The organism is Bradyrhizobium sp. WU425 (genome assembly GCF_021052305.1).
Classification (GTDB): Bacteria; Pseudomonadota; Alphaproteobacteria; order Rhizobiales; family Xanthobacteraceae; genus Bradyrhizobium; species Bradyrhizobium canariense_D.
Map to the genome: position 1 here is coordinate 945,863 of NZ_CP088089.1, position 22,183 is coordinate 968,045.

General features: G+C 61.9%; 19 protein-coding genes and 2 pseudogenes. 16 read left to right on the forward strand and 5 right to left on the reverse strand.

Annotation, left to right across the window (positions count from 1 at the left end; all coding sequences use genetic code 11):
• Positions 1-128: 128 nt before the first annotated feature.
• The 3 genes from BcanWU425_RS04475 to BcanWU425_RS04485 form a co-directional block, all read right to left on the reverse strand.
• Positions 129-1,001, reverse strand: coding sequence for an SDR family oxidoreductase (locus tag BcanWU425_RS04475; protein ID WP_231190147.1), 873 nt, complete (start codon positions 999-1,001; stop codon positions 129-131).
• Entirely contained in the window at positions 998-2,842 is a 1,845-nt protein-coding gene (locus tag BcanWU425_RS04480; RefSeq protein ID WP_231190859.1) for a glycoside hydrolase family 15 protein, read from the reverse strand. Before BcanWU425_RS04480 ends, BcanWU425_RS04475 begins: the two co-directional genes overlap by 4 nt.
• Before the next feature lie 290 nt (positions 2,843-3,132).
• On the reverse strand, positions 3,133-3,372 hold the full coding sequence (locus tag BcanWU425_RS04485; RefSeq protein WP_231190150.1) for a DUF2171 domain-containing protein: 240 nt from the start codon (positions 3,370-3,372) through the stop codon (positions 3,133-3,135).
• Between the two features lie 366 nt (positions 3,373-3,738).
• Here BcanWU425_RS04485 and BcanWU425_RS37525 point away from each other — a divergent pair.
• The 5 genes and pseudogenes from BcanWU425_RS37525 to BcanWU425_RS04510 all read left to right on the forward strand — a co-directional run.
• Positions 3,739-3,969 (forward strand): annotated as a pseudogene (locus tag BcanWU425_RS37525) (sensor histidine kinase); the annotation flags it as partial.
• Between the two features lie 84 nt (positions 3,970-4,053).
• The gene (locus tag BcanWU425_RS04495; protein WP_231190153.1) at positions 4,054-4,428 is read left to right on the forward strand and encodes a response regulator; all 375 of its coding nucleotides are present in this window, start codon (positions 4,054-4,056) and stop codon (positions 4,426-4,428) included.
• 142 nt (positions 4,429-4,570) lie between these two features.
• Positions 4,571-5,023, forward strand: coding sequence for a hypothetical protein (locus BcanWU425_RS04500; RefSeq protein ID WP_231190157.1), 453 nt, complete (start codon positions 4,571-4,573; stop codon positions 5,021-5,023).
• Positions 5,024-5,274: 251 nt separating this feature from the next.
• On the forward strand, positions 5,275-6,495 hold the full coding sequence (locus tag BcanWU425_RS04505) for a sensor histidine kinase (protein ID WP_231190161.1): 1,221 nt from the start codon (positions 5,275-5,277) through the stop codon (positions 6,493-6,495).
• Positions 6,496-7,457: 962 nt separating this feature from the next.
• Positions 7,458-7,697 carry a hypothetical protein gene (locus tag BcanWU425_RS04510; RefSeq protein ID WP_231190164.1) on the forward strand — a complete coding sequence of 80 codons (240 nt, stop codon included), beginning with the start codon at positions 7,458-7,460 and terminating at the stop codon, positions 7,695-7,697.
• Positions 7,698-7,939: 242 nt separating this feature from the next.
• On the opposite strand, the gene BcanWU425_RS04515 is transcribed toward BcanWU425_RS04510, so the two are convergent.
• Positions 7,940-8,305, reverse strand: coding sequence for a response regulator (locus BcanWU425_RS04515; protein ID WP_231190172.1), 366 nt, complete (start codon positions 8,303-8,305; stop codon positions 7,940-7,942).
• Between the two features lie 188 nt (positions 8,306-8,493).
• On the opposite strand from BcanWU425_RS04515, the gene BcanWU425_RS04520 reads away from it, so the two are divergent.
• The 7 genes and pseudogenes from BcanWU425_RS04520 to BcanWU425_RS04550 all read left to right on the forward strand — a co-directional run bounded on the left by BcanWU425_RS04520 (position 8,494) and on the right by BcanWU425_RS04550 (position 16,058).
• Positions 8,494-9,228, forward strand: coding sequence for a sensor histidine kinase (locus BcanWU425_RS04520; RefSeq protein ID WP_231190178.1), 735 nt, complete (start codon positions 8,494-8,496; stop codon positions 9,226-9,228).
• A 171-nt stretch (positions 9,229-9,399) separates the two neighbouring features.
• Positions 9,400-9,798, forward strand: a pseudogene (locus BcanWU425_RS04525) (MFS transporter); the annotation flags it as partial.
• A gap of 223 nt (positions 9,799-10,021) precedes the next feature.
• Positions 10,022-10,375 carry a hypothetical protein gene (locus BcanWU425_RS04530; RefSeq protein WP_231190180.1) on the forward strand — a complete coding sequence of 118 codons (354 nt, stop codon included), beginning with the start codon at positions 10,022-10,024 and terminating at the stop codon, positions 10,373-10,375.
• A gap of 93 nt (positions 10,376-10,468) precedes the next feature.
• Positions 10,469-10,876, forward strand: a complete 408-nt coding sequence (locus BcanWU425_RS04535; RefSeq protein WP_231190182.1) for a FixH family protein — start codon at positions 10,469-10,471, stop codon at positions 10,874-10,876.
• Positions 10,873-12,291, forward strand: a complete 1,419-nt coding sequence (locus tag BcanWU425_RS04540; protein WP_231190184.1) for an efflux RND transporter periplasmic adaptor subunit — start codon at positions 10,873-10,875, stop codon at positions 12,289-12,291. Before BcanWU425_RS04535 ends, BcanWU425_RS04540 begins: the two co-directional genes overlap by 4 nt.
• Positions 12,288-15,476: an efflux RND transporter permease subunit gene (locus BcanWU425_RS04545; RefSeq protein WP_231190185.1), complete on the forward strand. Its 3,189-nt coding sequence runs from the start codon at positions 12,288-12,290 to the stop codon at positions 15,474-15,476. The genes BcanWU425_RS04540 and BcanWU425_RS04545 overlap by 4 nt, the downstream gene beginning before the upstream one ends.
• 237 nt (positions 15,477-15,713) lie before the next feature.
• Positions 15,714-16,058, forward strand: coding sequence for a DUF3800 domain-containing protein (locus tag BcanWU425_RS04550; RefSeq protein ID WP_231190186.1), 345 nt, complete (start codon positions 15,714-15,716; stop codon positions 16,056-16,058).
• Between the two features lie 683 nt (positions 16,059-16,741).
• Here the strand turns inward: BcanWU425_RS04550 and BcanWU425_RS04555 are convergent.
• Positions 16,742-16,966, reverse strand: a complete 225-nt coding sequence (locus BcanWU425_RS04555) for a hypothetical protein (protein ID WP_018453038.1) — start codon at positions 16,964-16,966, stop codon at positions 16,742-16,744.
• A 302-nt stretch (positions 16,967-17,268) separates the two neighbouring features.
• On the opposite strand from BcanWU425_RS04555, the gene BcanWU425_RS04560 reads away from it, so the two are divergent.
• The 4 genes from BcanWU425_RS04560 (at position 17,269) to BcanWU425_RS04575 (ending at position 22,110) form a co-directional block, all read left to right on the forward strand.
• Entirely contained in the window at positions 17,269-17,679 is a 411-nt protein-coding gene (locus tag BcanWU425_RS04560) for a hypothetical protein (RefSeq protein WP_231190860.1), read from the forward strand.
• 696 nt (positions 17,680-18,375) lie between these two features.
• Complete coding sequence (locus BcanWU425_RS04565) at positions 18,376-18,534, forward strand: hypothetical protein (RefSeq protein ID WP_018453041.1); 159 nt, start codon at positions 18,376-18,378, stop codon at positions 18,532-18,534.
• Positions 18,535-18,790: 256 nt separating this feature from the next.
• Positions 18,791-20,944 (forward strand): GumC family protein, encoded by a 2,154-nt coding sequence (locus BcanWU425_RS04570; protein WP_204512570.1) that lies wholly within the window; start codon positions 18,791-18,793, stop codon positions 20,942-20,944.
• A 2-nt stretch (positions 20,945-20,946) separates the two neighbouring features.
• Positions 20,947-22,110, forward strand: coding sequence for a glycoside hydrolase family 5 protein (locus tag BcanWU425_RS04575; RefSeq protein ID WP_204512569.1), 1,164 nt, complete (start codon positions 20,947-20,949; stop codon positions 22,108-22,110).
• Positions 22,111-22,183 lie beyond the last annotated feature (73 nt).

Below are 22,183 nucleotides of genomic sequence, written 5' to 3' on the forward strand. Positions count from 1 at the left end.
GCGCGTGCGCCATTTGGCAATTCTCACTCCTCCTCTTGCCGAACGATCCCATGCCGCAACACCCGCATGCTTTAGTCGTTCCGATGGGCCGCTTACACTTTCGTTGCGATGGTGTTGTGCGACTGCGTCTATCCCCCGCTTGCAAAGCCCGGGAAAAGCATCATGCCCCCGTCGATGAACAAGGTGGTGCCAACCACGTAGTCGGCCGCATCTGAAACCAGCCAAGCGACCGCTTGCGCAATATCGTTTGGCTCACCGATGCGCCGATAGGGGACCAGTGTCATCAGGCTGTCGTAAGCTTCCTTGGTCTCCCAGGCGGGTCGGTTGATCGGTGTACGGATCGCTCCAGGCGCCACGCCATTGACCCGGATCGCCAACGGAGCAACTTCTTGCGCCAAGCTTCGCATCATCTGCATGACGCCGCCTTTTGAGGCCGCATAGTTCGCATGACCCGCCCAGGGGATCTCTTGATGGACGGAGCTCATGCAGACGAGCTTGCCTGCTGCCGCCGAGACATTCTTCACTACACCTCGTCTCTTGAACTCACGGATCGCTTCTCTGGCGCAGAGAAATTGGCCGGTGAGGTTGACGCCGATGACTTTGTTCCACTGTTCGAGCGTCATCTCATGAAACGGCGCATCACGCTGCAATCCGGCATTGTTCACCACGATGTGCAGAGTTCCAAAACGACCTATAGCGCTGGAGAACATCGACTGGACGTCCTGCTCATTGCTGACGTCGGCCTTGATCGTGATCGCCTTCCGGCCAAGTGCCTCGATTTGATGGGCCACGTCGTCTGCCGCTTCTGGGTCAACTACGTAATTGACGACCACGTCAGCGCCAGAGGCCCCGAGTCCAAGGGCCACTGCGCGCCCGATTCCCGAGTTTGCCCCCGTCACCAGCGCTGGTTGCCCTTCCAGTATGGTGGGAAAGCGAACCGGCCGTTGAGGTCGCGCCTCCGGACCCGCTAAGGCAGCAGCATCGATCGGCCTCTCTGTCATACGTGTCTCCTCGTGGTGCCCTTACTTTCCTGCGCCTTGCTCGGGAGCGCTTTCTTGCTGCCGCGATGCTCCGATGGCTTTTGGCGGTGGGTGAGATTGTGAGCGGTGTTCACCAGGGCGATGTGAGAAAAGGCCTGGGGAAAGTTGCCGACCAACCGACTTCGCCCGGTGTCGTACTCTTCCGACAGCAGACCGACGTCATTGCGCAGAGCAAGAAGACGCTCGAACAATGCCTTGGCGTCGGCATCGCGGCCGATCAAGTGATAGGCATCTGCCAGCCAGAAGCTGCAGGCCAGAAACATGCCTTCGCCAGGGGGCAGGCCGTCCTTGGTCGCCTTCGTATCGTATCGCTGCACAAAGCCGTCCTTGAGCAACTCGCGTTCGATAGCTTCGATGGTCGATATCACCCGCGGATCTTCGGGCGGCAAGAAACCTACCGCCGGGATCAGCAGCAGGGATGCGTCGAGTTGGGATTCGCCGTAGACCTGAACGAATGTCTTTCGCTGTTCATCGTAGCCGCTCTGGCAGACATCTTTCTGAATGGCGGCGCGCTGCGCTTTCCAATCATCCACCGGACCATCCATCCCGAACTCGTCGGCCGATTTGATGGCCCGATCGAAAGCGACCCATGCCATGATTTTCGAGTAGGTGAAATGCTTGGCGCCGCCTCGCACTTCCCAAATACCTTCATCAGGCTCTGTCCAAATTCCTTTGAGATGATCGAGGAGGGCACATTGGATCGCCCATGCTCGCTTGTTCTCGGGGAGGCCGCCTCGACGGGCCTGGTATAAGGCGTCCATCAGCTCGCCATAGACATCAAGCTGGAGCTGGTTGTGCGCCGCGTTGCCGATACGCACCGGTTTTGAGTTTTCGTATCCCGACAGCCAGGGCACCTCCCACTCGGTTAGCCTGCGCTCGCCTGTGACGGCGTACATGATCTGCAACTGGTTCGGGCTTCCCGCCACGGCCCGGATGAGCCAGTCTCGCCAGGCGCGCGCCTCGTCGTAGTAGCCGGCCCCCATAAGGGCCAACAGGGTTAGCGTGGCATCGCGGACCCAGCAGAAGCGATAATCCCAATTGCGAGAGCCGCCAATCTGCTCCGGAAGTGAGGTCGTGGCCGCAGCGACGATGCCGCCGCTTGGTCCGAACGTCAGGGCCTTGAGAGTTATGAGAGATCTCAGAACCTGGTCCGAATATGGCCCGGCCGCTTCACAGCGGCTGGACCAATCGCGCCAGAAACTCTCTGTACGATCGAGGAGAAGCGATGGATCGTCAGGAGAAGCTGGATCTTCAAATGATGTTTGGTAGGAGAGAACAAAGGCAACGCGTTGGCCCGATTGGACGGAGAACGCGCCGACTGTCTTCATCGATTTCCCGTGCAGCGGCACCCCCGTTCTTAGCACCAGCATGGACGCTCCCGCGACCAAGCTGACCGCACCATCCCCCAGGCGGCTCACCCAGGGTACACTGACCCCATAGTCGAACCGTGCCACCAGCTCGCTCCGCATCTCGACGGACCCCTCGAGGCCCTCAACGATCCTGACGACCTTCGAGACTCCCGTCTTCGGCGGCATGAAGTCGATGAGACGTGCACGACCTCTCTCCGTGGTGAAGACGGTCTCCAGGATCAGCGTGCCTTTTCGGTAGCGACGCTCGGTCGTATATCCTTCGACCGGGCGAAGGCTCCAGTAGCCGTTTTTCTCGTCTCCCAGGAGACTCCCGAAGCAGCTATCGGAATCGAAGCGCGGAAAACAAAGCCAATCGATTGAGCCATCGCGCCCGACCAGTGCGCCGGTCTCGCAATCGCCAATAAGCGCGTAATCTTCGATCCGGGCCATCAGGACACCTTGATGGTCAATGGAAGCTGCGCCCTCCAGTTCCGCGTTCAGGGGGTCCCGAGCATGTACTTTCGTCTAGAGCGCTGCCAAGGAGGAAAGAGAGCCGGATGGTATCAGCACCCACGGTTTCACAAGGACCGCTCCTAACGAGACCACAGCGCCACCTTATCCGCCGTTTGTTGTTCCTTCGCTTCGGTCGAAACGTGCGGGCGGCGGGACCGCTCCAGGGTAAGGCAACGTACGTAACTGGACACCTTTTGCCGCAGCGATGCAGGAGTTGACCAGCCGTTTTGTCAGTTTCGAGCGTGCTGCCAGTGTGAGGTGATGTCGGCCCCGGTCTTGTTGAGATGCACGTGCTGATCGACGTGATCGACCCATGAGAGCGGAACGAAGTGATGATGCTGACCGTCGGGCGAACTCTGCTTGGTCAGCTTGATCCTGTCGGTTCCGTCCAGATGATCGACTTTTCCGACCATCTTCCTGTCGGACGAAATGACGTCCATGTGTTCCTTGATCTTCGAAACGTCTGTCATCGGTAAGCTCCACCACAACGGCCGCCAACGCGCCCTGCACAGGTAAGGACTGGCGGGTGCACATTACGGACGCCCATGGAAGCGATTCGATCCCGCCGATTTTGACAAGTGCTCGGCAGACGTAGCGTCAGGGCTTCTGATCCGGTTTAGCTTCAAGGCGCGCTCACGTGCCGTGCCGCACCAAATCTGACGGCACTCACAAATTCAGGTTGTGGCATTGGAACAGTTCGCAACAAGGGTTGTTGCCTTTTCCGATCCCCATGCCTAGAGGGTCGCGTCAACGCGCCAGCAGGAATCGGTGATCATCAATGAACATCCAATCAAGAAAGGATCGGCCAGTCCGGGTCGGAGCGGAGACGCAGTGAGTTAAGCCTCTGGGTCGCGAATGCCGGCGAACCGATCCCGGCCAGCGCGATGGAAAGACTGTTCGAACCGTTCTTTCGGGGCGACGTCCGCGACAGCCGGCAGGGTCTCGGACTTGGACTTCACATCGCCTCCCAGATAGCGCGGGCCCACGGCGGCCGGATCGATGTCACGTCCACGGCGGAAGAGACCAGGTTCGCTTTCAAGATGCCGCTGGCAACGGCCGCGTCATGAGCATTACGGCGCGACAAGCTTTCGGGCATAAAGGGGACCGAACGAATTTCTGCTCGGCTGCAGGAATGGGCCGGAGGCTTTCAGATGGCGCATCTAGTTCCCGTGATCCTGATCGTCGAAGACGAATATCTGCTCCGGATGGATGCCGCCGACATGATCGAGCAGGCAGGCTTTGAAGTCGTCCAGGCGGGCAACGCCGACCAGGCGATCGCGATCCTGGAGGCTCGTTCCGATATCCACGTCGTCTTCACCGATGTCCAGATGCCGGGTTCGATGGATGGGCTGAAGCTCGCCAGCTTCGTCCGGGACCGGTGGCCACCCATCAAGATACTCGCCACGTCCGGCTTCGTGAGAGTGGGGCCGGGCGATCTACCTTCGGGGAGCGAGTTTATGGCAAAGCCATATCGCGGCCCGGAGGTCGTGGCGACGCTTCGACGCTTGACGCATCACGGCGGATGATCGGGAACATAGCATAATCGCCTCGACTATCGGGACTTCGCTTCAGCCACTTCATTCTGCGATCTCGCAAAGAGCCGCCAAGAAAACACACTCGCGGCGTACCTGTTGCTCGGGTCATGAAGATCCCAAGGAACAAACAAAAATGAACGCCCAGGAACTCGCAGCCAAGTTCAGCGCAAAGACCGCGGTCGCAGCGGCGGAGAAGAACCGGCAGACCGAAATCGCTGCCACCAACTCGGAAAAACGCACCGCGGATGTCGAGCATTGCAAGGTCGCCATGGAGCGCCATGTGCTGCCTTTTCTGGCGGAGTTGAAAGAGCACTTCGCCGACAATCAATTCTCGTTCGCGCCGCAGATCGAACTGAACGACCACCGCCCGGTCGGCGTATCCTTCAAGATCGGGGATGGCGCGCCCACGACGATCACCACGGCGTTCGGAAACATCGTCGTGACGAGGATCGGCGATAGCGGCACATCGAAAGGAGTTCCGTTCGTGTACGGGCCGGACGTGGAGCCGTACATTTCCAACTCGGGCGACCTGACGCGCGAAAAGATGGCCAAGCTGGTCGAAATGGTGATCGATACCGCCGGCTGATCGCCGCCACGATCGGTGCCACCGCTTCGGGGAGGCCGGCCGGCGCTTTCGCTCTGAAATCCCCTATCAGACTCACCGCAGCGGGCTCAAGGCACTCCCTCCTCGCGGGGGGGGCACGGTTCTTACCGGAGCCCGCTCGCTTCGGCGGACGCCAACGAGGCGATTACTGCTATACCCCTCTCATGATCTTCCGGGCCGGGCGCCCGGATGGGCAGGAAACCGCCGGTCGCGGGCTAGGGGAAAAGTTCACGATGACGGCCTTCAATACAGCCGATGGCCCTGCAGCTTCATCAACAGATTCAACGGGGCGGGACGAACTTGGTTACCGGCTCCGGCAGCAATCGTTGTTGGGAGAATTCGGCCGCGCCGCCATGCAGACCCGGGATCTCCGGATGATCCTTCAGAAAGCGACCGAACTCTGCGCCATCGGACTGCGGGCGCAGTTCGCAAAGGTTCTGGAGTATGAGCCCGACGAAGAACGTCTGATGGTCCGTGCCGGTGTAGGCTGGAAGGAGAATACCATTGACGTCGTCTCGCTTGCCGCCGACGTGGGATCTCCGGCGGGCTATGCCTACCGTACCGGGGAATCGGTCATATCGAACCACCTGGAGGCGGAAACACGTTTCCGTACGCCGCAGCTCCTGACGGATCATGGCGTCAGGCGTGCGATCAACGTGCTCATCGAAAAGGGCGCGGAAGACGAGGCCTACTTCGGCGTTCTCGAAGTCGACAGCGCCGACGCCGGTCAGTTCGACCAGGCCGATGCCGATTTTCTCACAGGTTTCGCCGGTCTGCTCGGCATTGCGATTGAACGCCAACAGGCCGACGCCAAGCTTCAGGAGGCGCTCAAACACCAGGCGCTCCTGACCCGCGAAATGAGCCACCGCGTCAAGAACAGCCTCGCATCGGTCGTGGGGTTGCTCCGGGTCCAAGCGCGCAACACCCTGTCTCAGGACGTCAAAAGCGCCCTGGAAGATGCAAGTCTACGAGTGTCCACCATTGCTGACGTTCACGACCACCTGTGGCGGAGTTCGCATGTTGGCTTCATTGAGCTGCGGGACTTCATGACGGAACTCTGCAAGAAGCTCAGGGGAAACGTCGGGAAACATACCCTAAATTGCCAAGCGGACCCATTGTTGCTCTCCGCCGACCATGTCGTTCCGCTAGGTTTGCTCATCAACGAACTCGTTTCGAATGCCATAAAGTATGCATATCCAGACAGCAGAGGAGTCATCGAGGTCTCGGCACGGGGGATCGAAGGAAACCTTCGCGTTGAGGTGTCGGATCAGGGTAAGGGCCTGCCTGAAGGATTCGACATCGATGAGCCGCGCGCCAGCTTGGGGTTCAAGGTAATCACCGGCATGGTGCGGCAGCTTCAGGGCCATCTGACCATCGCCAAAGGTTGGAAGGGAAGTCGCTTCCTGATTGATCTGCCGATCATCTCGCATCCGGACCGATCGCAACCGTCCTGACCTGAAACCGGCACGCGATCGAAGGTCGTCTTGAAGTCCCTTGAAGAACAGTGTCGGACGTTCGGCAGACTTGCCCGGTACTCCATCTCCGCGAGCAGCTTCGGCTCGACCCATCCCCTGTGAGAGATCCGCTTGGCCTAGGGCTGCGACCTCCGACGAGCGGCTCCCACCGTGCGAAGCTCCTTCGTCGAGCTCTTTCTAATCCATGGTCGAGCTTTCCGGCGTAGACGAGATCGGCAGCCCAGCGGACTTCGCGAGTATGATGAGCTGGCCATCAAGCGTGGAATATCCGTCCGGTTGGACGCCGATTACCCTTGCGAATTGCCCGCTGCTATCTCGGGGCGATAGTGATCAGCCATCGAACTGGGGTACAGGAGCTGTCTTCCTTGACCGATCTCACCATGCCTTCCACCGTCTCGCGACCAAAGGTCAGGGTGGCGACTAGTCCTCGATACTGGGCGTAGCGGCTACGCCGTGCCTCGATAGGGTCATTAGTTTCGATCTGCTGCACTTGTTCCGCCGATCCAGTTAATGAACGACAATCATGATTATGTCTGCCGAAGAATAAGAGCATACAGTTGACGAATGGCCATGGATGGTGATTTTGAATAGCGCTGCACCCTCCCGCGCTCAATAGTCGCGCTGAGCTACGTGTGACAGTTGTGGCGAGATCGATCTGCGCATTGCGCGCTACAAGTTCATAGCGTCAGGGAGCCAGGGGGATGGCGTAGCAGAACCGCTGATCGCAGCAAGGCAGAGCTCTAAAAGAGAAGTCTTGTTAAACGCGGCGCGGCTCCTGGCGAGCACATCCGCGCAGGTGTGTTGATTGCCGTGTGCCAGTCACTAGGGTGGACGGCCCATACCGGGGAGTTAACTCGTCCTGAACCATCGCGAAGGGTAAGTCGGAACGATACCTTTTGAATCTCCTTGTCTGTGAAGGAACATTGACGGGGAGTATCAAGATGTTGAGCGACGCAGTGATCATTCTGGCAAACATGCGGGGAAACTACATCAATGTCGGCAGCACGGTTCACACGTTGTTTCGCATGAAGAGAAAACAATCGCCCTCAGGGCAGAACGAAGAAACGGGCGTCGATATCGACGATCGTTCCCGATCACAGAACGAGCTGGCCACAACGGCTGCATATTCCCATAAAGAGGCCACCGACCGAAATCGAAGACGCTCGGGCGTTTGTGTTTGACGGCTTGAAACGCCGGTCCACTTAGCCTTCCGCTCGAAATCGTGGAGAGCTATCGAGAAAGGATGGTTGGAGCTACACCCGGCAGCCTGGCGCGACCGTTCTCAGGTCCCTGAATATTGCGGCGCGATATCAAGTAAACACGGGGCGGCATACGCGACGAGTGGAGTGTGTCGGAGTTCACGTTTTTCGAGGCGATGTCACGCCCCAGGAGAGGCTACCGGCTGTGTTGGTACGTGGTTCCGCTACGCTGCGATGATTGCATGCAGAGCGATTCCAAGGTCAGTCGCGGTGTAGGGTTTTTGTATGAACCGCCCACCGCTTGGCAGTTCGGCCACGGCAAGCCGCGCCTTCCCCGAGGTGGTAAGGATTTTGGTCGGTGGCCAGCGGTGGCGAACGTAATGCGCTAACTTCAGACCATCCATCGAACCGGGCATGTGAACGTCGGAAAACACAACGTGGACGTCCTGGCGCTTTTCCATAACGGCGATTGCTTCGTCAGCATGCCTCGCCTCGATGACCTCGAAGCCCAACTCGGCAATCATTTCAACAGCCACCATCATCAACAATGGCTCGTCTTCGACTACCAGCACCACGAGCCGTGACTGCATGTCCCCTCCCATGGCGTGAGCCTCTAGAGGGCTCCAATCACCGGGATGCCTGCAATGATGCGATGATGCATCCTAACCGCTTGATGATGGAAGGGTTCCGTCGCCTCCCGACCATATCTACCGAACTTGGATTTGTTGAACGTTGTCGGATACTGTTGTCCAAGTACCGTTCGCTGGAGTGACATGAAATGAATGCTTTGAGCGAGGCCGATCAGCGCATGCGAGATGTTGAGAACGAAAACGACGTGCTCCGCGACCTCCTCTTGAAAGCAGGCGTTGAAGCGAACGCCCAAGTGGCTGCGGCAAAACTACAGGCCGTTCTCATCGGGGAACTCCACCATCGCGTAAAGAACATGCTCGCGATTGCATCCGCAATTGCGGCTCAAAGCTTACGGGACGCTTCATCTATTGACGCGGCGGCCAAGACCATCGCCGAGCGGATGAGCGCGCTCGGCGTATCTCATGATCTCTTGATTCAAGAAAGCTGGACTGGGGCGGGTTGCCGAACGCTGATCGAGAACGCGATCAAAGCATTTCAGACCAAAGGCTTCGAGCAATTCACTATTGAGGGGAATAACGTCGCCGTATCTTCCGGACCTGCGGTCGCGTTGTCTATGATAATTCACGAGCTAAGCACCAATGCGTTGAAATATGGCGCGCTCTCAGTTGCTGAGGGACGGGTCGCCATCACTTGGTCGATTGACGCGGAAAACCAACGCTTTCATCTTGAATGGCGCGAACGCGGTGGACCGCGGGTTGTTGAACCAACCAAAAAGAATTTTGGCAGCCGCTTTATTCAGACGGCTTTGCCCGGTCAGCTTAAAGGGGAGGCTCGATTGCTGTTCGAGTCGACCGGAGTCGTTTGCGACATCAACATTCCCCTAAGCTCGCTTCAAGAAACTATTATAGCGGCAGTAGACTAGACCCGGTTAGACCGCTCGGCACGTGGCCAAACGGTCGCACGAAAACAGTGTAGCATCGGGTTGCCGCGCGCTGAACCCGCCATGTTTTACGCAGGGCCTTGAGGATCATCGCGGAAGTCCCGAGACGCCGAACGTGGTTCCCACGATGGCGCCGAGGCTCGCAGCGACCCACGCCATCGGGTCATCACAACCGCGATGATCGCCTCGGCGGCGGTGGCGGTGATCATCGGCTTGAACGTGAGCGCACCTGCATGGGCGCTCGCGGTCCTGCTCCTCGTCTATGGTCTCACCGTTCGCGCCGATTCCGGCGCTCTGACGTCCGGAATGTCGGCGGCGGCCACGCGCGAACACCGCGGCGCGACGCTCGCGCTTCACTCCACCGTCCGCTTCGGACTGTCGGCCGCCGGCGCCTGGGGCACCGGGGTCGCTCTCGATTCTGCCGGCGGCCCACAAAGTCCGGCAGGATGGCTGCTGGTGTTCATGGTCCTTGCGGTCGGAATCTCGATGGAGCCGCTGGCGCTGATGTGGGCCCGTGCAGGCCAGGCGCCAGCGACGAGGCCCGCTGAATGACGAAGTGCCTGTCCTGCGGCGGCAGGGGCCCTGCGGCCGCCCCGGTCTGAACGGGCCAGGAGCGCCTTGGAGCCAAGATGCGGTACCGGGGCCATCCAGGGCATCGAATCCTCACCGGCGAGGCCAAAACGACCGGCTCAGCTATGTCGGTGCGGATCCCGGGTGGCGAACATGTGAAGGCCGCCGACTTCCAAAGTTCCGCCCCCCGTGGGATGTTCGGGCCATGAATCTGCGGCGATTGCTCAGAATTGCGTTCGCGGTCTCGGTGACCGTCGGTTTGACGTTGGCGCCCTTGGCGGCGCCGGCGACCGCTGCGCAAGCTCGTCTCGACGGCATGAGCGACATGTCGATGTCGGCCGACATGCCCTGCTGCCCCGACGACCACAAGAGCAAGGACTGCCAGGACTGCCCGCTGGTTGCGATGTGCGTCCTGAAGACGACCCAGGCGGGACCCTCCGAGGCCTTCGCTTTGCCGCTGCGACACGCGATCCGGACCAGCCACTCGGTGGCGGACGACGCGGTCGGCGACGGTTTGGTCCGTCCACCTCCCGACCAACCCCCTCGAATCCTGGCCTGAACGGCGCTTGACGCCGATCGCGTCCGTGCGCCTCGCGCGCGCGGATGACGCGCGCCGCCTCCGCGGCGAAATTCAGGACATCGAGGATACAACATGAAGACGTCTACCTTCGCGCGCGCCGTCCAGGCCGCGTTGATCGCTGCGGCCATCGGCGGCACAAGCACGGCCGTATTGGCCGACATCAAGGACTACAAGTTCGAGCTCGTCGACCAGTCGGTCCAGGCCGGGCCCGACAAGGTCGTCACGGTCCGGCTCGTGAACATCAAAACCGGCAAACCGGTGCCGGATGCGGTGATCTTCGCCAGCCGTTTGGACATGGCTCCGGACGGCATGCAGGAGATGGCGACCAAGGTCACGGCCATGCCGGGCACGGAGCCGGGCACGTACCGCTTCAAGGCGACCTTCGGCATGGCGGGGCGATGGCAGCTTTCGCTCGGAGCCAAGGTCCAGGGCGAGACCGGCACCGTCGAGAACAAGCTCGTCATCACGGCGCAGAAGTGACCCGCCCCATCGCAGTAAGCCTGGCAGCCGCGTTGATCGCGGCGGCGGGCATCGCGTTCGTCGTCGCCGGCCCGCAGTGGCCGACGGCGCGAACCGCCGCCGTGATCGGCCCCGCTGCGGCCGAGGAGAGCGGCGCCCCGATCTACTACCAGGATCCGGACGGCAAGCCGTCGTACTCGCTGGTGCCGAGAAAGACCCCAGATGGCCGGGATTTCCGCCCGGTGCCCGCAGGCGCCGACATCAGCTTCGACGATGACCAGGCGGAAACCCCGCCGCCGGCGACAACGGCGGCCGGCGGCTCCGGAGAGCGCAAGATCAAATACTACCGCAATCCCATGGGCCTGCCGGACACATCGCCGACGCCGAAGAAGGATTCGATGGGGATGGACTACATCCCCGTCTATGAGGGCGACGACAGCGACGACGGGTCGATCAAACTCTCGCCCGGCAAGATCCAGCGGACCGGCGTCAAGTCGGAGCCCGCCGCGATGCGCGTGGTCCGGACCGTCGTCAGGGCACCGGGCACGATCGCGTTGGACGAACGGCGGATCTCTGTCGTCGCCATGCGGGCGGAAAGCTTCATCCTGAAGGTGGCCGACGTCACGACCGGATCTCACGTGATCAGGGGGCAGCCGCTGATGGAGGTCTATAGCCCATCCGTGTCCTCTGCCGCCGCCGAGTACCTCACCACCATCACCTCGAAGACGACCAGAGGCGACGTCCAGTATGGCCGTGGATCGCGCCAGCGCCTGATAAACCTGGACGTGCCGGATGCTGCGATCTCGGCCATCGAGAAGGGCCGGACCGTGCCGACGTCGATCGGATGGACTTCGCCGCGCGACGGCATCGTGCTGGAGCGCAACGCCATCGAGGGCATGCGCGTGGAGCCTGGCGGCGTCCTGTTCCGGATCGCCGACCACTCGGTCATGTGGGCCCTGATCGACGTCGCCGAACGCGACCTCGGCATGATTGCCAAAGGCCAGCCGGTCACTGTCAAGGCGCGAAGCTATCCAGGACGGGAGTTCACGGGGAAGGTCGAGGTCATCTACCCGGACATCAACAAGGAGACCCGGACGGCGCGGGTGCGCATCGAGCTGCAGAATCCGGATCTGATCCTGCTGCACGACATGTACGTCGACGCCGACATCGACACCGGCAGCGGGCAGGCGGTCCTCACGGTGCCCGACAGCGCCGTGATGGACACCGGCGCCCGGCAGGCCGTTTTCGTCGACAAGGGGCAGGGCCGGCTGGAGCCGCGCGAGGTCCAGCTCGGCCACCGGGGCGGCGGGTTCGTGGAAATTCGGCAGGGCCTCTCGGACGGCGACGCCGTGGTGGTCTCGGCGAACTTCCTGATCGATGCCGAAAGCAACCTGAAGGCCGCGCTTAAGGGCTTTGCCGAGGGGGCGCAGCAATGATCGCGCGTCTCATCGCCTGGTCCGCCCGCAACCTGCTGCTGGTGCTGTTCGGGACCGGCTTCGCCGCCGCAGCGGGGCTGTACGCGCTGCTGCATCTGCCGCTCGATGCCATCCCGGATCTCTCGGACACCCAGGTCATCGTCTACACGGAGTACCCCGGCCAGGCGCCGCAGGTGATCGAGGACCAGGTCACCTATCCGTTGACGACGGCGATGCTGACCGTGCCGAAATCGAAGGTCGTGCGCGGCTTCTCTTTCTTCGGCGTCTCCTTCGTCTACGTCATCTTCGAGGACGGCACCGACATCTACTGGGCGCGCTCGCGCGTGCTGGAATTCCTCAACGGCGCCAGCGCGCGCCTGCCTGCCGGCGTGAGCCCCACGATCGGCCCCGACGCGACCGGCGTCGGCTGGGTCTACCAGTACGCGATCATATCGAAGGAACTGAACCTCGCCGATACCCGCACCATCCAGGACTGGAATCTGAAGTTCGCACTGGCGAAGGCCGAGGGTGTCGCCGAGGTTGCGAGCGTCGGCGGCTTCGTCAAGCAGTACAACGTGATCCTCGATCCGCAACGCATGCGCGACCGCGGCATCACCATGCAGAAGATGCGCGATGCCATCCGCGCCAGCAACGCCGACGTCGGGGGGCGGACCGTCGAACTGTCCGAGTTCGAGTACGTCATCCGCGGCAAGGGCTACATCAAGTCGATCAACGACCTCGGCGACATCGTGCTGAAGACGAACAACGGGACGCCGGTGCTGCTGCGCGACGTCGCGCGTGTCGAACTGGGCCCCGACGAGCGGCGCGGCATCACGGAGCTGAACGGCGAGGGCGAGGTCGCCAGCGGCATCGTGCTACAGCGCTTCGGCCTCAATGCACTGGAGGTGATTGAGAACGTCAAGAAGCGCTTCCGGGAGATCGCCTCAAGTCTTCCGAAGTCGGTCGAGATCGTGCCGGTCTACGATCGCTCCAACCTGATCTACGCGGCCGTCGACACGCTCAAGCACACGCTGTTCGAGGAAAGCGTCGTGGTCGCGCTGGTCTGCATCGTGTTCCTGCTGCACGTGCGTAGCGCCCTTGTCGCGATCCTGATGCTGCCCATCGGGGTCTTGATGGCGTTCGGCGCCATGAAGCTGCTCGGGCTCGGCTCCAACATCATGAGCCTCGGCGGGATCGCGATCGCGATCGGCGCCATGGTCGATGCGGCCATCGTCATGATCGAGAACGCCCACAAGCACCTCGAACGCGCCGAGCCGGGAAAGCCCAGGATCGACGTCCTGATCGCCGCCGCCTCGGAGGTGGGGCCTGCACTTTTCTTCAGCCTGCTGATCATCACGGTGTCCTTCATGCCGATCTTCACGCTGGAATCGCAGGAGGGGCGGCTGTTCAGCCCGCTGGCGTTCACGAAGACGTTCTCCATGGCGGCCGCTGCGCTCCTGTCGGTGACGTTGGTGCCGGCTCTGATGGTGATCTTCGTGCGCGGGCGGATCGTTCCGGAGCACAGGAATCCGATCAACCGCGTCCTGATCTGGATCTACCGCCCGGTGATCAAGGGCGTCATGCGCGCCAAGACGCTGGTGCTTGTGCTCGCGCTCGCCGTTCTGGCCGTGAGCATCTGGCCGGCGCGGCAACTCGGTACCGAGTTCATGCCGAACCTGAACGAAGGCACGCTGCTCTACATGCCGACCACGCTGCCGGGCATCTCGGTCACGAAGGCCGGCGAACTGATGCAGATCCAAAACCGGATCATCCGCTCGTTTCCGGAAGTGGCCTTGGTCTACGGCAAGGCGGGGCGCGCCGCGACGGCGACCGATCCGGCGCCGTCCGAGATGTTTGAGACGGTGGTCAACCTCAAGCCCAAGGAGGAGTGGCGGCCCGGCATGACCATCGACGGACTGATCGCCGAAATGGACAAGGCACTGCAGTTTCCTGGGGTCTCCAACGCCTGGACCATGCCGATCAAGGCCCGCATCGACATGCTGTCCACGGGCATACGAACGCCGATCGGCGTCAAGGTGATCGGGACCGACCTGGTCGAGATCGACAAGCTCGCCAAGCAGATCGAGCAGGTCCTCAAGGCCGTGCCGGGCACCTCATCGGCCTATGCCGAGCGTGGCATTGGGGGCTACTATCTGGAAGTCACCCCCGACCGTGCCGCGCTGGCGCGCTACGGCATCATGGTCCAGGACGTTCAGGACACGATTGCGACTGCGCTCGGCGGCCAGACCGTGACCACGACCGTGGAAGGGCGGCAGCGCTTCACCGTCAACATGCGCTATCCGCGCGATCTGCGCGACAATCCGCGGGCCATCGCCAACGATGTGCTGGTGCCGATGCCCGCTGGCGGCGCGGTACCGCTCGGCGAGGTTGCCAAGGTCGCGCCGGCGCGCGGGCCGACCTCGATCCGGACCGAGAACGGGCAGCTCGCGACCTACATCTACGTCGACATCCGCGATCGCGACCTCGGGGGCTACGTCGCGGACGCCAAAGCCTCTGTGCAGGCCAGCATCAAGTTTCCGCCGGGCTACTACGTGATGTGGAGTGGTCAATACGAATACCTGGAGCGCGCAACCGCGCGGCTGAAGATCGTCGTGCCCGTGACGCTGCTGATCATCTTCCTGCTGCTGTACCTGAACTTCCGTTCCATCAGTGAGACGATGATCGTGATGCTCTCGCTGCCGTTCGCGCTGGTCGGGGGGCTCTGGCTAATGTGGTGGTTGGGGTTCAACCTTTCCGTCGCGGTGGCGGTTGGCTTCATCGCGCTCGCCGGCGTCGCCGCCGAGACCGGCGTCGTGATGCTGATCTATCTCAACCAGGCGCTGGCGGAGACCGCGGCGAGGCGCGCCGCCGAGGGGCGAGCCCTGACCCGCGGCGACCTCTATGACGCCATCATGGAGGGCGCGGTGGAGCGCGTACGGCCCAAGATGATGACAGTCGTCGCGATCATGGCGGGCCTGTTACCGATCATGTGGAGCACTGGGACGGGGTCCGAGATCATGCAGCGCATCGCGGTGCCGATGATCGGCGGCATGATCTCATCCACGCTGCTGACGCTGATCGTCATCCCGGCGATCTTCGGCCTGGTGAAGGGCTTCGGACTCCCGCCCGGTGACCCGGACAGGGCCCAATCGGTTGACCAGAGAAAGCGGCCCGTGCAGGAGCGAGTGCTGCAGCCCGCTGAATGAGATCGACTCTACGGCCTGGAAGGTGCGACACTGCCTCTCTCGTCCGTGCACGTGTCCCCACGACCTTGCTAGAGGCCGAGCAACTCACCTTGGTTGTCAATGCTCGATACGATAAAGCGTCCAGCGCTTCGGCTCCGCGCGCCGGCGGAGCATGGCGAACCCTGCCGCCGGGCGATCAAGGGTTGAATTGTAACGGAAAATCGAATTCAGTCACAAAGAAACTGGGCACCATATCCGATGCATTACCTATTCATAGACGAGTCCGGCGAGCTTGGCCTGCATGAGAGGTCAAGCGAATTCTTTCTCATTGCAGCGCTCTGCACCGAAAACCTGAAAGCTCTGGAAAAGCGAGTTTGGAAAGAGAAGGCAAAATTAATCAACGAAGCCACTTCATCCCGCCCGACGCACCGCATCTACGCCGTCACCAGGACCGGCAACAAAAAGATCTGGCGATCGATCGGTGCTCTGTGGCCGCATGGCGACGGCAAGGGTTTTAACCACAAAGTCGACTGCCTTCCGCTCAATGGCGCCGAAATCGTGATCCGCGAAATCGACGCCGAGGGGGAGGAGGGCGCCCCCTAACCTCCAATTGCCGGTCGCGGCGGCCTGCTCGAGAAGGCTGCGAACCAGTCGAGAGGTACGCCAACAATTCGATGCGTCAGCTCATGTGCATGCCGTCGCAATACGGTCCGCATCGCTGAATTCGCAGACCGGGGTGAAGCTTCGCTCGGCTCTGCTTTGGAGCGCCGGCCGGCAACACGGCGTCAACTTTGAATCAAGTTCCCAAGCCGCATGGTTCCTCAGGCGTTGACTGCGGCGGACAAGTACGCGATTCTACGACCTGATCCCTACAGTAGTCCACAATGTAGTCGTCAGTATAGTCCGTAACCCGCCGGCTCGCGTTGTTTTTCGAGGAAATCGGCGGATAGGCGTAAATTGGTCCGAGAGTCCCTCCCTCTCCGCCACCTCCAAGCGTCATTCATGGATTTATGGTAACTGCCCGGCCTTCAGGGGCGGCGAAACCGCTACTTCGCGATTCTTGCTTGCGCTTACGGTAACAAACGCTAGTTGTTTCAATGCTCCGGATCAGACTACGAATCTGAGGGTCGGACGTTCGAATCGTTCCGGGCGCGCCATTTTCGAATACGCGATCGACGCCGATTTGCCGCATCCATTCGTTTCGTCCGCAGGCGGCGCACCCGTTTCGGCGCGATGACAATCAATTGCACTGTTCGGGATTCTGCGTACCGCCGACAAAGCCCGCTTTAGCGCCGCCCTACATCTTGCGCCGCCGGATCCGAACCAAGCCCCTTGCTCGTCAGCAAACGGTTGAACTGATCGGCGGAAAAAAGCTGCCCGTCCGGAGCCGTGATCGACACCACAAAACCATTCACCGCATGCTTGCGGGCCAGGATCACCGCAACGATCGCGCTGTCACGGAAATCCACGGTGCGGCAGTCGTCTTTTACAGCTTCGATGATGAATGTCATTTGGCCCACGACCACCGTTGGCACGCGCCAATTGCGCGCCCGGCCACTCAATCCCGTATCGGTGAAAATGATATTGCCGACAAGCCGGCTATTGACCCGATTGAACCGCAACCATACCCATATTGGGGGAAACAGCAGACCGGTCCTGCCTCACGCGCGGTGCGCCACGGATACATAGAACCGGCTGTGGGCGTCGGACCGGACATCCGTAGAAGCGGGGACTGGTGATGGTTGGTACGACTGAAGGCGAGGACATCGCATCGGATTTGATCCGAACCGTCTCCCGCCACTCGTTGGCCTACATGCTGTGCGCAGCCAGCGAGATGTTCCGCCACTACGATTTCGATCCGCTGGACTTGATGATCATTCATGCGGTCCTGAACGCCAACGTTCTCAAGATCATGAAGACCCCCGAACTCGACCGGCAATTTGGCAGTATCCAGGCGGTGGAGCCGGACAAGATCAAGCAGGGCGTTTCCCGTGCCGCCCTGTCCCGCTTTTTCGGTCTGCCGATCGAAACCGTTCGGCGGCGCGCCGATCGCTTGAAGAAGCAAGGCATTTTCCGCGAGACCGACCAGGGTCTGATCGTAACCGAAGCCAACCAGTTCAAGTTCGGCAATAATCACGAGTTGCAGAGAACTAACATGCTCCTGGTGCGGAAATTCCTCCGTGACCTGACGGAAGCGGGCGTTGAGCTTCCCGGCGGGATTTGATGGACCATTGGCGCTTCCGAATCGGGACCGCACCAGACGGTGCGCCATTCATCATCCGGCTTTCACGCGCTCTTCGGCCGAAAAGCGACGATGGATCCGCTTGGCTCGTCTTCGCGCATTGCCGCCTCGATAGCCTTCGCCAACGCAGCCTGGTCGAATGGCTTTGATAAACGCGGCAGGCTGGATCGTTCGTTGCTGGGAATCTCTGCGTATCCCGGGCTCAGGAGGATGACCGTCCCGGGGCGCTCCGCGGCGACAGCGCCGGCCAGCTGCAGTCCAGTCATCCCAGGCATGGCAAATTGTCCTCCCCTGACGACGCCGAATCATCCTCGGCACCAAGATCGTTTCCGCCTGACAGGGACCGCGCCGATGATCGGCCGCGGCATCCGTACCTCGTCAGACGAGAATCAGTTGAGAATAATGCCGGCCGCGAGCCTGCACCGCAAAGTGCCAGCAAGTCGGCCGGTTCCCGCAAAAGATGTATATCGCGCGCCCGCCCGTGATACGCGAGGGCATGTCACAGCTGCTGCGCAGGCAAGGGCGCGGTGTGCTATGAATGGTAAGATCCAGGCACGCTCGGCCGGCGGTGCGAGGTGCAGCACGCAACATCACTTGTAATCTGCTTCACACGCAAATGCGCCCAATGACGCTAGACAAAACAGGTCGCGCCTCCGCGCGGCCTGTTCGGAGCTGGCGATGATGGCTGCACTGGCAAAGGCGATATCCCGCGCGACGAGAACCAACGTTGATGTCGAAACTCTGAAAGTCCTCGTGATCTTTTCGGGCGCGGGCTTGCTGCTCTCTCTCGTGGCCGCAATGATCTACGGGCAGGCTGGCAACGCTGCTTTGTTTTGAGATCCGGCGCGCCGGGTCGTCGAAGCGCAAGGAAGTCTTCCGCAAGCGTCCGCGCCAACCAATAGCGGACTTTATGCATTCGGTGTCGCCCGGTATCCGGACGCACGGAACCCCTCTCCGCGCAGGGCCGTGCGTCGTCTCCTTAACGAACCGTTTACCGAGCTTCGCGGCAGCCGTAACCGCGGGTTAACCATGGATATTTACGGTGCAGCAAGTCTCTAGGCTGTGCCTGTTAGTTGATTTCGAGTCCAACCCCATGGCGTTCGGTAGAAGCGCATCTCCGCGAAGCATCGCCCCGACGGAGCCCGCGGCTTCGTGGGAAGCGCCGCGGGCTGCGGCGGCGACGCCCGACAACACCGCCCCCGCGCTGATCAAGGGATCGCTGACCCTCACCGGCGCGTTCTCTTTCCTGCGTGAGAACGGCCGGCGCATCCTGATGCTGGCGCTGGCACTCTTCGCGCTCGGCGTCGCCGTGCTGATGGTGCTGCCGGTCCGCTATGCCGCGACGGCGCTCGTCGTGGTCGATCCCCGCGAGCTGCGCGTGACCACGGATCAGGACGTGCTGCCTGGCATCGGCCAGGACGCCGCTGCGCTTCAGAGCCAGATCGAGATCGCCAAATCGGACGGCTTTCTCCGGCCCCTGATCGAGAAGCTCAAGATCGCCGACGACGAGGATATCGCAGGCGGTCATACCGACATGACGCGCCTGCTCGAAAAACTCCGCAGCCGCCTCGATATCTCGCGTCGCGGCCTGACTTACGTCATCGCCATCTCGTTCACCTCGAACAGTGCGGAGCGGGCAGCGTATTATGCCAATGCCATCGCAGAGGCGTTCGTCGCGACCCAGAGCCGCGTCCGCAGCGATGCGACGGACGAGGCGGCCGACTGGCTCAAGGACCGGCTGAAGACGCTCAGCGAGCGCCTGCGCGTCTCGGAAGACGCCGTCGCAGCCTTCCGGCTCGAGCACAAGATCCTCAATGCCGGCAAGGATTCCACCACCCAGCAATTGCGGGTGACCGACCTGAACCAGCAGGTCTCCGCGGCTCGTGCGCGCACCGAGGAAGCCAAGGCGCGTTACGAGCAGGTGCAGCGCGATCTCAAGGCCAATGTCGAAGGTCCGGTGAAGCAGGATCTCCTGAGCATGCTGCGCGCGCAGCGCTCGACCCTGAACGACCAGATCGCACAGAAGAAGGCGGTCTACGGCGACCGCCATCCTGATCTTGCGATCTCCTACAGCCAGTTGGCTGACATCAACAGGCAGATCGAGGTCGAGCGGAAGAAGAACATCGACACCGCGAAGTCCGAATACGAGGCCCAGCTCGAGCAGCAGGCCGCGCTGGAAAAGCAGCTCAAGGCGGTCGAGACGCAGATGCTGGTGGACGGCCAGGCGCTCGTGAAGCTGCAGGAGCTGCAGCGCGATGCCGATGCCAACAAGAACATCTACGAGCAGTTTTTGTCGCGGTTCAAGACGACCAACGAGCAGCGTCAGCTTCAGAGCTCGCAGACCAAGATCGCTTCGCCCGCGATCCCGCCGCTGCGCTCGACGCGTCCGCCGCTCGCCTTGCTGCTCGCCGCGCTCGCGATCGGCTCGCTGCTGACGTCAACCGCTACGGTTGCGGCGATGACGAGCATGTCCGACAAGTCCGATCCTGCCGAGGCTCCGGCTCGAACGCCCGCGCGGGCGGAGGCGAGGGAGACGCCCAAGCGGCAAGCCCAACGTCCGGCTCCGGCCGTGCAGCAACCCGAGGCGATGCCGAACCTTCCGGTCTGGTCCCGCATTCCCGAACTGATGTCGGGAGCGGCGCCCAACACTGTCTGGCAACGACCGATTGCCGCCCCAGCCGAGGTCGATCTCGGCGCTTACCTGCGTCCGCTGCTCGAGCGTATCGATCGTGCCCCAGTGCGTGGCTGCAAGGTCGCCCTCGTGCTGTCGGTCGGCAAGAGCGCCGGCGGCAACACCGTTGCGCGCTCGCTCAACCGCGCGGCCGTCAATCGCGGCATGATGAGCGTGCTGATCCGGCTGCAGCCGGAATTCGCGGGCGCCCAACCGCCGGTGACCGAATGGCAGGACGGCTCGACCACGGCAGGACTCCAGTCGATCGACGAACTGCTGAGCGCCGGCAGGAAGGCCGATGCGCGGCCGGAGGACGACATTCGCTCGGAGTTCGACCTGATCATCGTCCATGCGAACAATCTTGCCTTGCAGCCAGATGCGATCGCGCTCGCCGCGCACGCGGACCTGATCATCCCGGTGGTGCGCGCCGGCGAGCTCGGTTCGGCGGCGATGCGACGGGTGACCGCCGCGCTGTCGAAGTACGACACCGTGCCGACCGGTCTCGTCGTCAATCATGCGCCCGCCGGCTCTGCCGCGCCTCACCCTGACGGCGGTGCGCTTAGCAGGGCGGTTTGACGATGGCGACGCCGTGCCGTCGTCTGCTCCTTGCCACGATCTTGCTATCCACGATCTTGATGCCAACGTCGCTCGCCTCCGCGACATCGGCCAAAACTTGCGTACCTGCCTCGCAGACCGTCGCGCCGGACAGGCTCGCCGCACTGTCGCGCGGGTTCAATGCCGACGGCTGGATCAATGGCGAAAAATCCGCGCCTCCAACTCGCGAATTGCTGCAGCAGCTTCGCAAGGCCGGGATGGGCCATGTCCGCTTGCCGGTGCCGGCCGAGCGCGTGATGCTGCGCTTCGCTTCGAAAGCGGAACGCGATGAGACGCTGCGTGCGCTCGACAAGGCATTGAAGCAGCTCATCTCGCTCGGCTATTCAATCTCCGTCGATCTTCATCCCGGCGATCGTTTCAATCGCCTGCACAAGGACGACGCCGACGCCTCGCTGCGCGAGCTGGAGGATGCGTGGGGCACGCTCGCCCGGGTCATTCAATCGTTTCCGGCCGACCGCGTGTTCGCCGAGCTGCTCAATGAGCCCGACATCGAAGCCGACAGATGGCAAAAGCAGGTCGAAACGCTCGCCGCCTTCGTTCGCCAATTGCTTCCCGCGACCACGCTGATCGTCGGCCCGGTCGACTGGCAACGCGCGGACTCGCTGCCGCGGTTTCGCCCGTTGCCGGATCCAAACGTCGTCTACGCCATCCATTTCTACGATCCCATGGTGTTCACACACCAGGGCCACTGGGACGTGCAGGATCCTCTGCACGACATCACGGGTCTGCCTTATCCGATCAGCGCCGGCGATCCCGGGGTTCAGGCGCTCCGCCGGGATTTGCAGGACAGAGGCGCGACGAAGGCGCTCGTCATGCTCGACACGGCGATTGCCGCCGCCAGGGACAAGCCGGATGTCAGCCGGTGGCTCGCGCCCGCGGTCGCGTGGCAGCAGCAATTTTCGCGGCCGATCATCATCAACGAATTTGGCGTTTTGAAAGCCGCAGCGCCCCGGGACAGCCGCGTGCGCTGGCTCGCGGCCGTGACCGCATATGCGCGGGCGCATTGCTGGGGCTGGGCGCATTGGGAGCTGGCGCAGGGATTCGGCCTGCTCGAAAACGGCACCGGCAAGCCCGATCCCGATGTCATGCGCGCGCTGCTCGGCGCCGCGAAGCCGGGCCGCCGCTGAACCCGGTCCACCATCGTTAACGAATCCTTACGCATCCTGCCGCTATCGTGGCCGCCGCGCTGCGCCAAAGGAC

What these genes read in the sequence shown, in the direction of transcription:
- BcanWU425_RS04495 (WP_231190153.1), top strand. Translation starts at nt 4,054, where the DNA reads ATGGCGCATCTAGTTCCCGTGATCCTGATCGTCGAAGACGAATATCTG.
- BcanWU425_RS04575 (WP_204512569.1), top strand. Translation starts at nt 20,947, where the DNA reads ATGGCGACGCCGTGCCGTCGTCTGCTCCTTGCCACGATCTTGCTATCC.
- BcanWU425_RS04535 (WP_231190182.1), top strand. Translation starts at nt 10,469, where the DNA reads ATGAAGACGTCTACCTTCGCGCGCGCCGTCCAGGCCGCGTTGATCGCT.
- BcanWU425_RS04520 (WP_231190178.1), top strand. Translation starts at nt 8,494, where the DNA reads ATGAATGCTTTGAGCGAGGCCGATCAGCGCATGCGAGATGTTGAGAAC.
- BcanWU425_RS04515 (WP_231190172.1), bottom strand. Translation starts at nt 8,305, where the DNA reads ATGCAGTCACGGCTCGTGGTGCTGGTAGTCGAAGACGAGCCATTGTTG.
- BcanWU425_RS04565 (WP_018453041.1), top strand. Translation starts at nt 18,376, where the DNA reads ATGATGGCTGCACTGGCAAAGGCGATATCCCGCGCGACGAGAACCAAC.
- BcanWU425_RS04555 (WP_018453038.1), bottom strand. Translation starts at nt 16,966, where the DNA reads ATGACATTCATCATCGAAGCTGTAAAAGACGACTGCCGCACCGTGGAT.
- BcanWU425_RS04530 (WP_231190180.1), top strand. Translation starts at nt 10,022, where the DNA reads ATGAATCTGCGGCGATTGCTCAGAATTGCGTTCGCGGTCTCGGTGACC.
- BcanWU425_RS04510 (WP_231190164.1), top strand. Translation starts at nt 7,458, where the DNA reads ATGTTGAGCGACGCAGTGATCATTCTGGCAAACATGCGGGGAAACTAC.
- BcanWU425_RS04505 (WP_231190161.1), top strand. Translation starts at nt 5,275, where the DNA reads ATGACGGCCTTCAATACAGCCGATGGCCCTGCAGCTTCATCAACAGAT.
- BcanWU425_RS04545 (WP_231190185.1), top strand. Translation starts at nt 12,288, where the DNA reads ATGATCGCGCGTCTCATCGCCTGGTCCGCCCGCAACCTGCTGCTGGTG.
- BcanWU425_RS04570 (WP_204512570.1), top strand. Translation starts at nt 18,791, where the DNA reads ATGGCGTTCGGTAGAAGCGCATCTCCGCGAAGCATCGCCCCGACGGAG.
- BcanWU425_RS04500 (WP_231190157.1), top strand. Translation starts at nt 4,571, where the DNA reads ATGAACGCCCAGGAACTCGCAGCCAAGTTCAGCGCAAAGACCGCGGTC.
- BcanWU425_RS04475 (WP_231190147.1), bottom strand. Translation starts at nt 1,001, where the DNA reads ATGACAGAGAGGCCGATCGATGCTGCTGCCTTAGCGGGTCCGGAGGCG.
- BcanWU425_RS04550 (WP_231190186.1), top strand. Translation starts at nt 15,714, where the DNA reads ATGCATTACCTATTCATAGACGAGTCCGGCGAGCTTGGCCTGCATGAG.
- BcanWU425_RS04485 (WP_231190150.1), bottom strand. Translation starts at nt 3,372, where the DNA reads ATGACAGACGTTTCGAAGATCAAGGAACACATGGACGTCATTTCGTCC.
- BcanWU425_RS04560 (WP_231190860.1), top strand. Translation starts at nt 17,269, where the DNA reads ATGCTGTGCGCAGCCAGCGAGATGTTCCGCCACTACGATTTCGATCCG.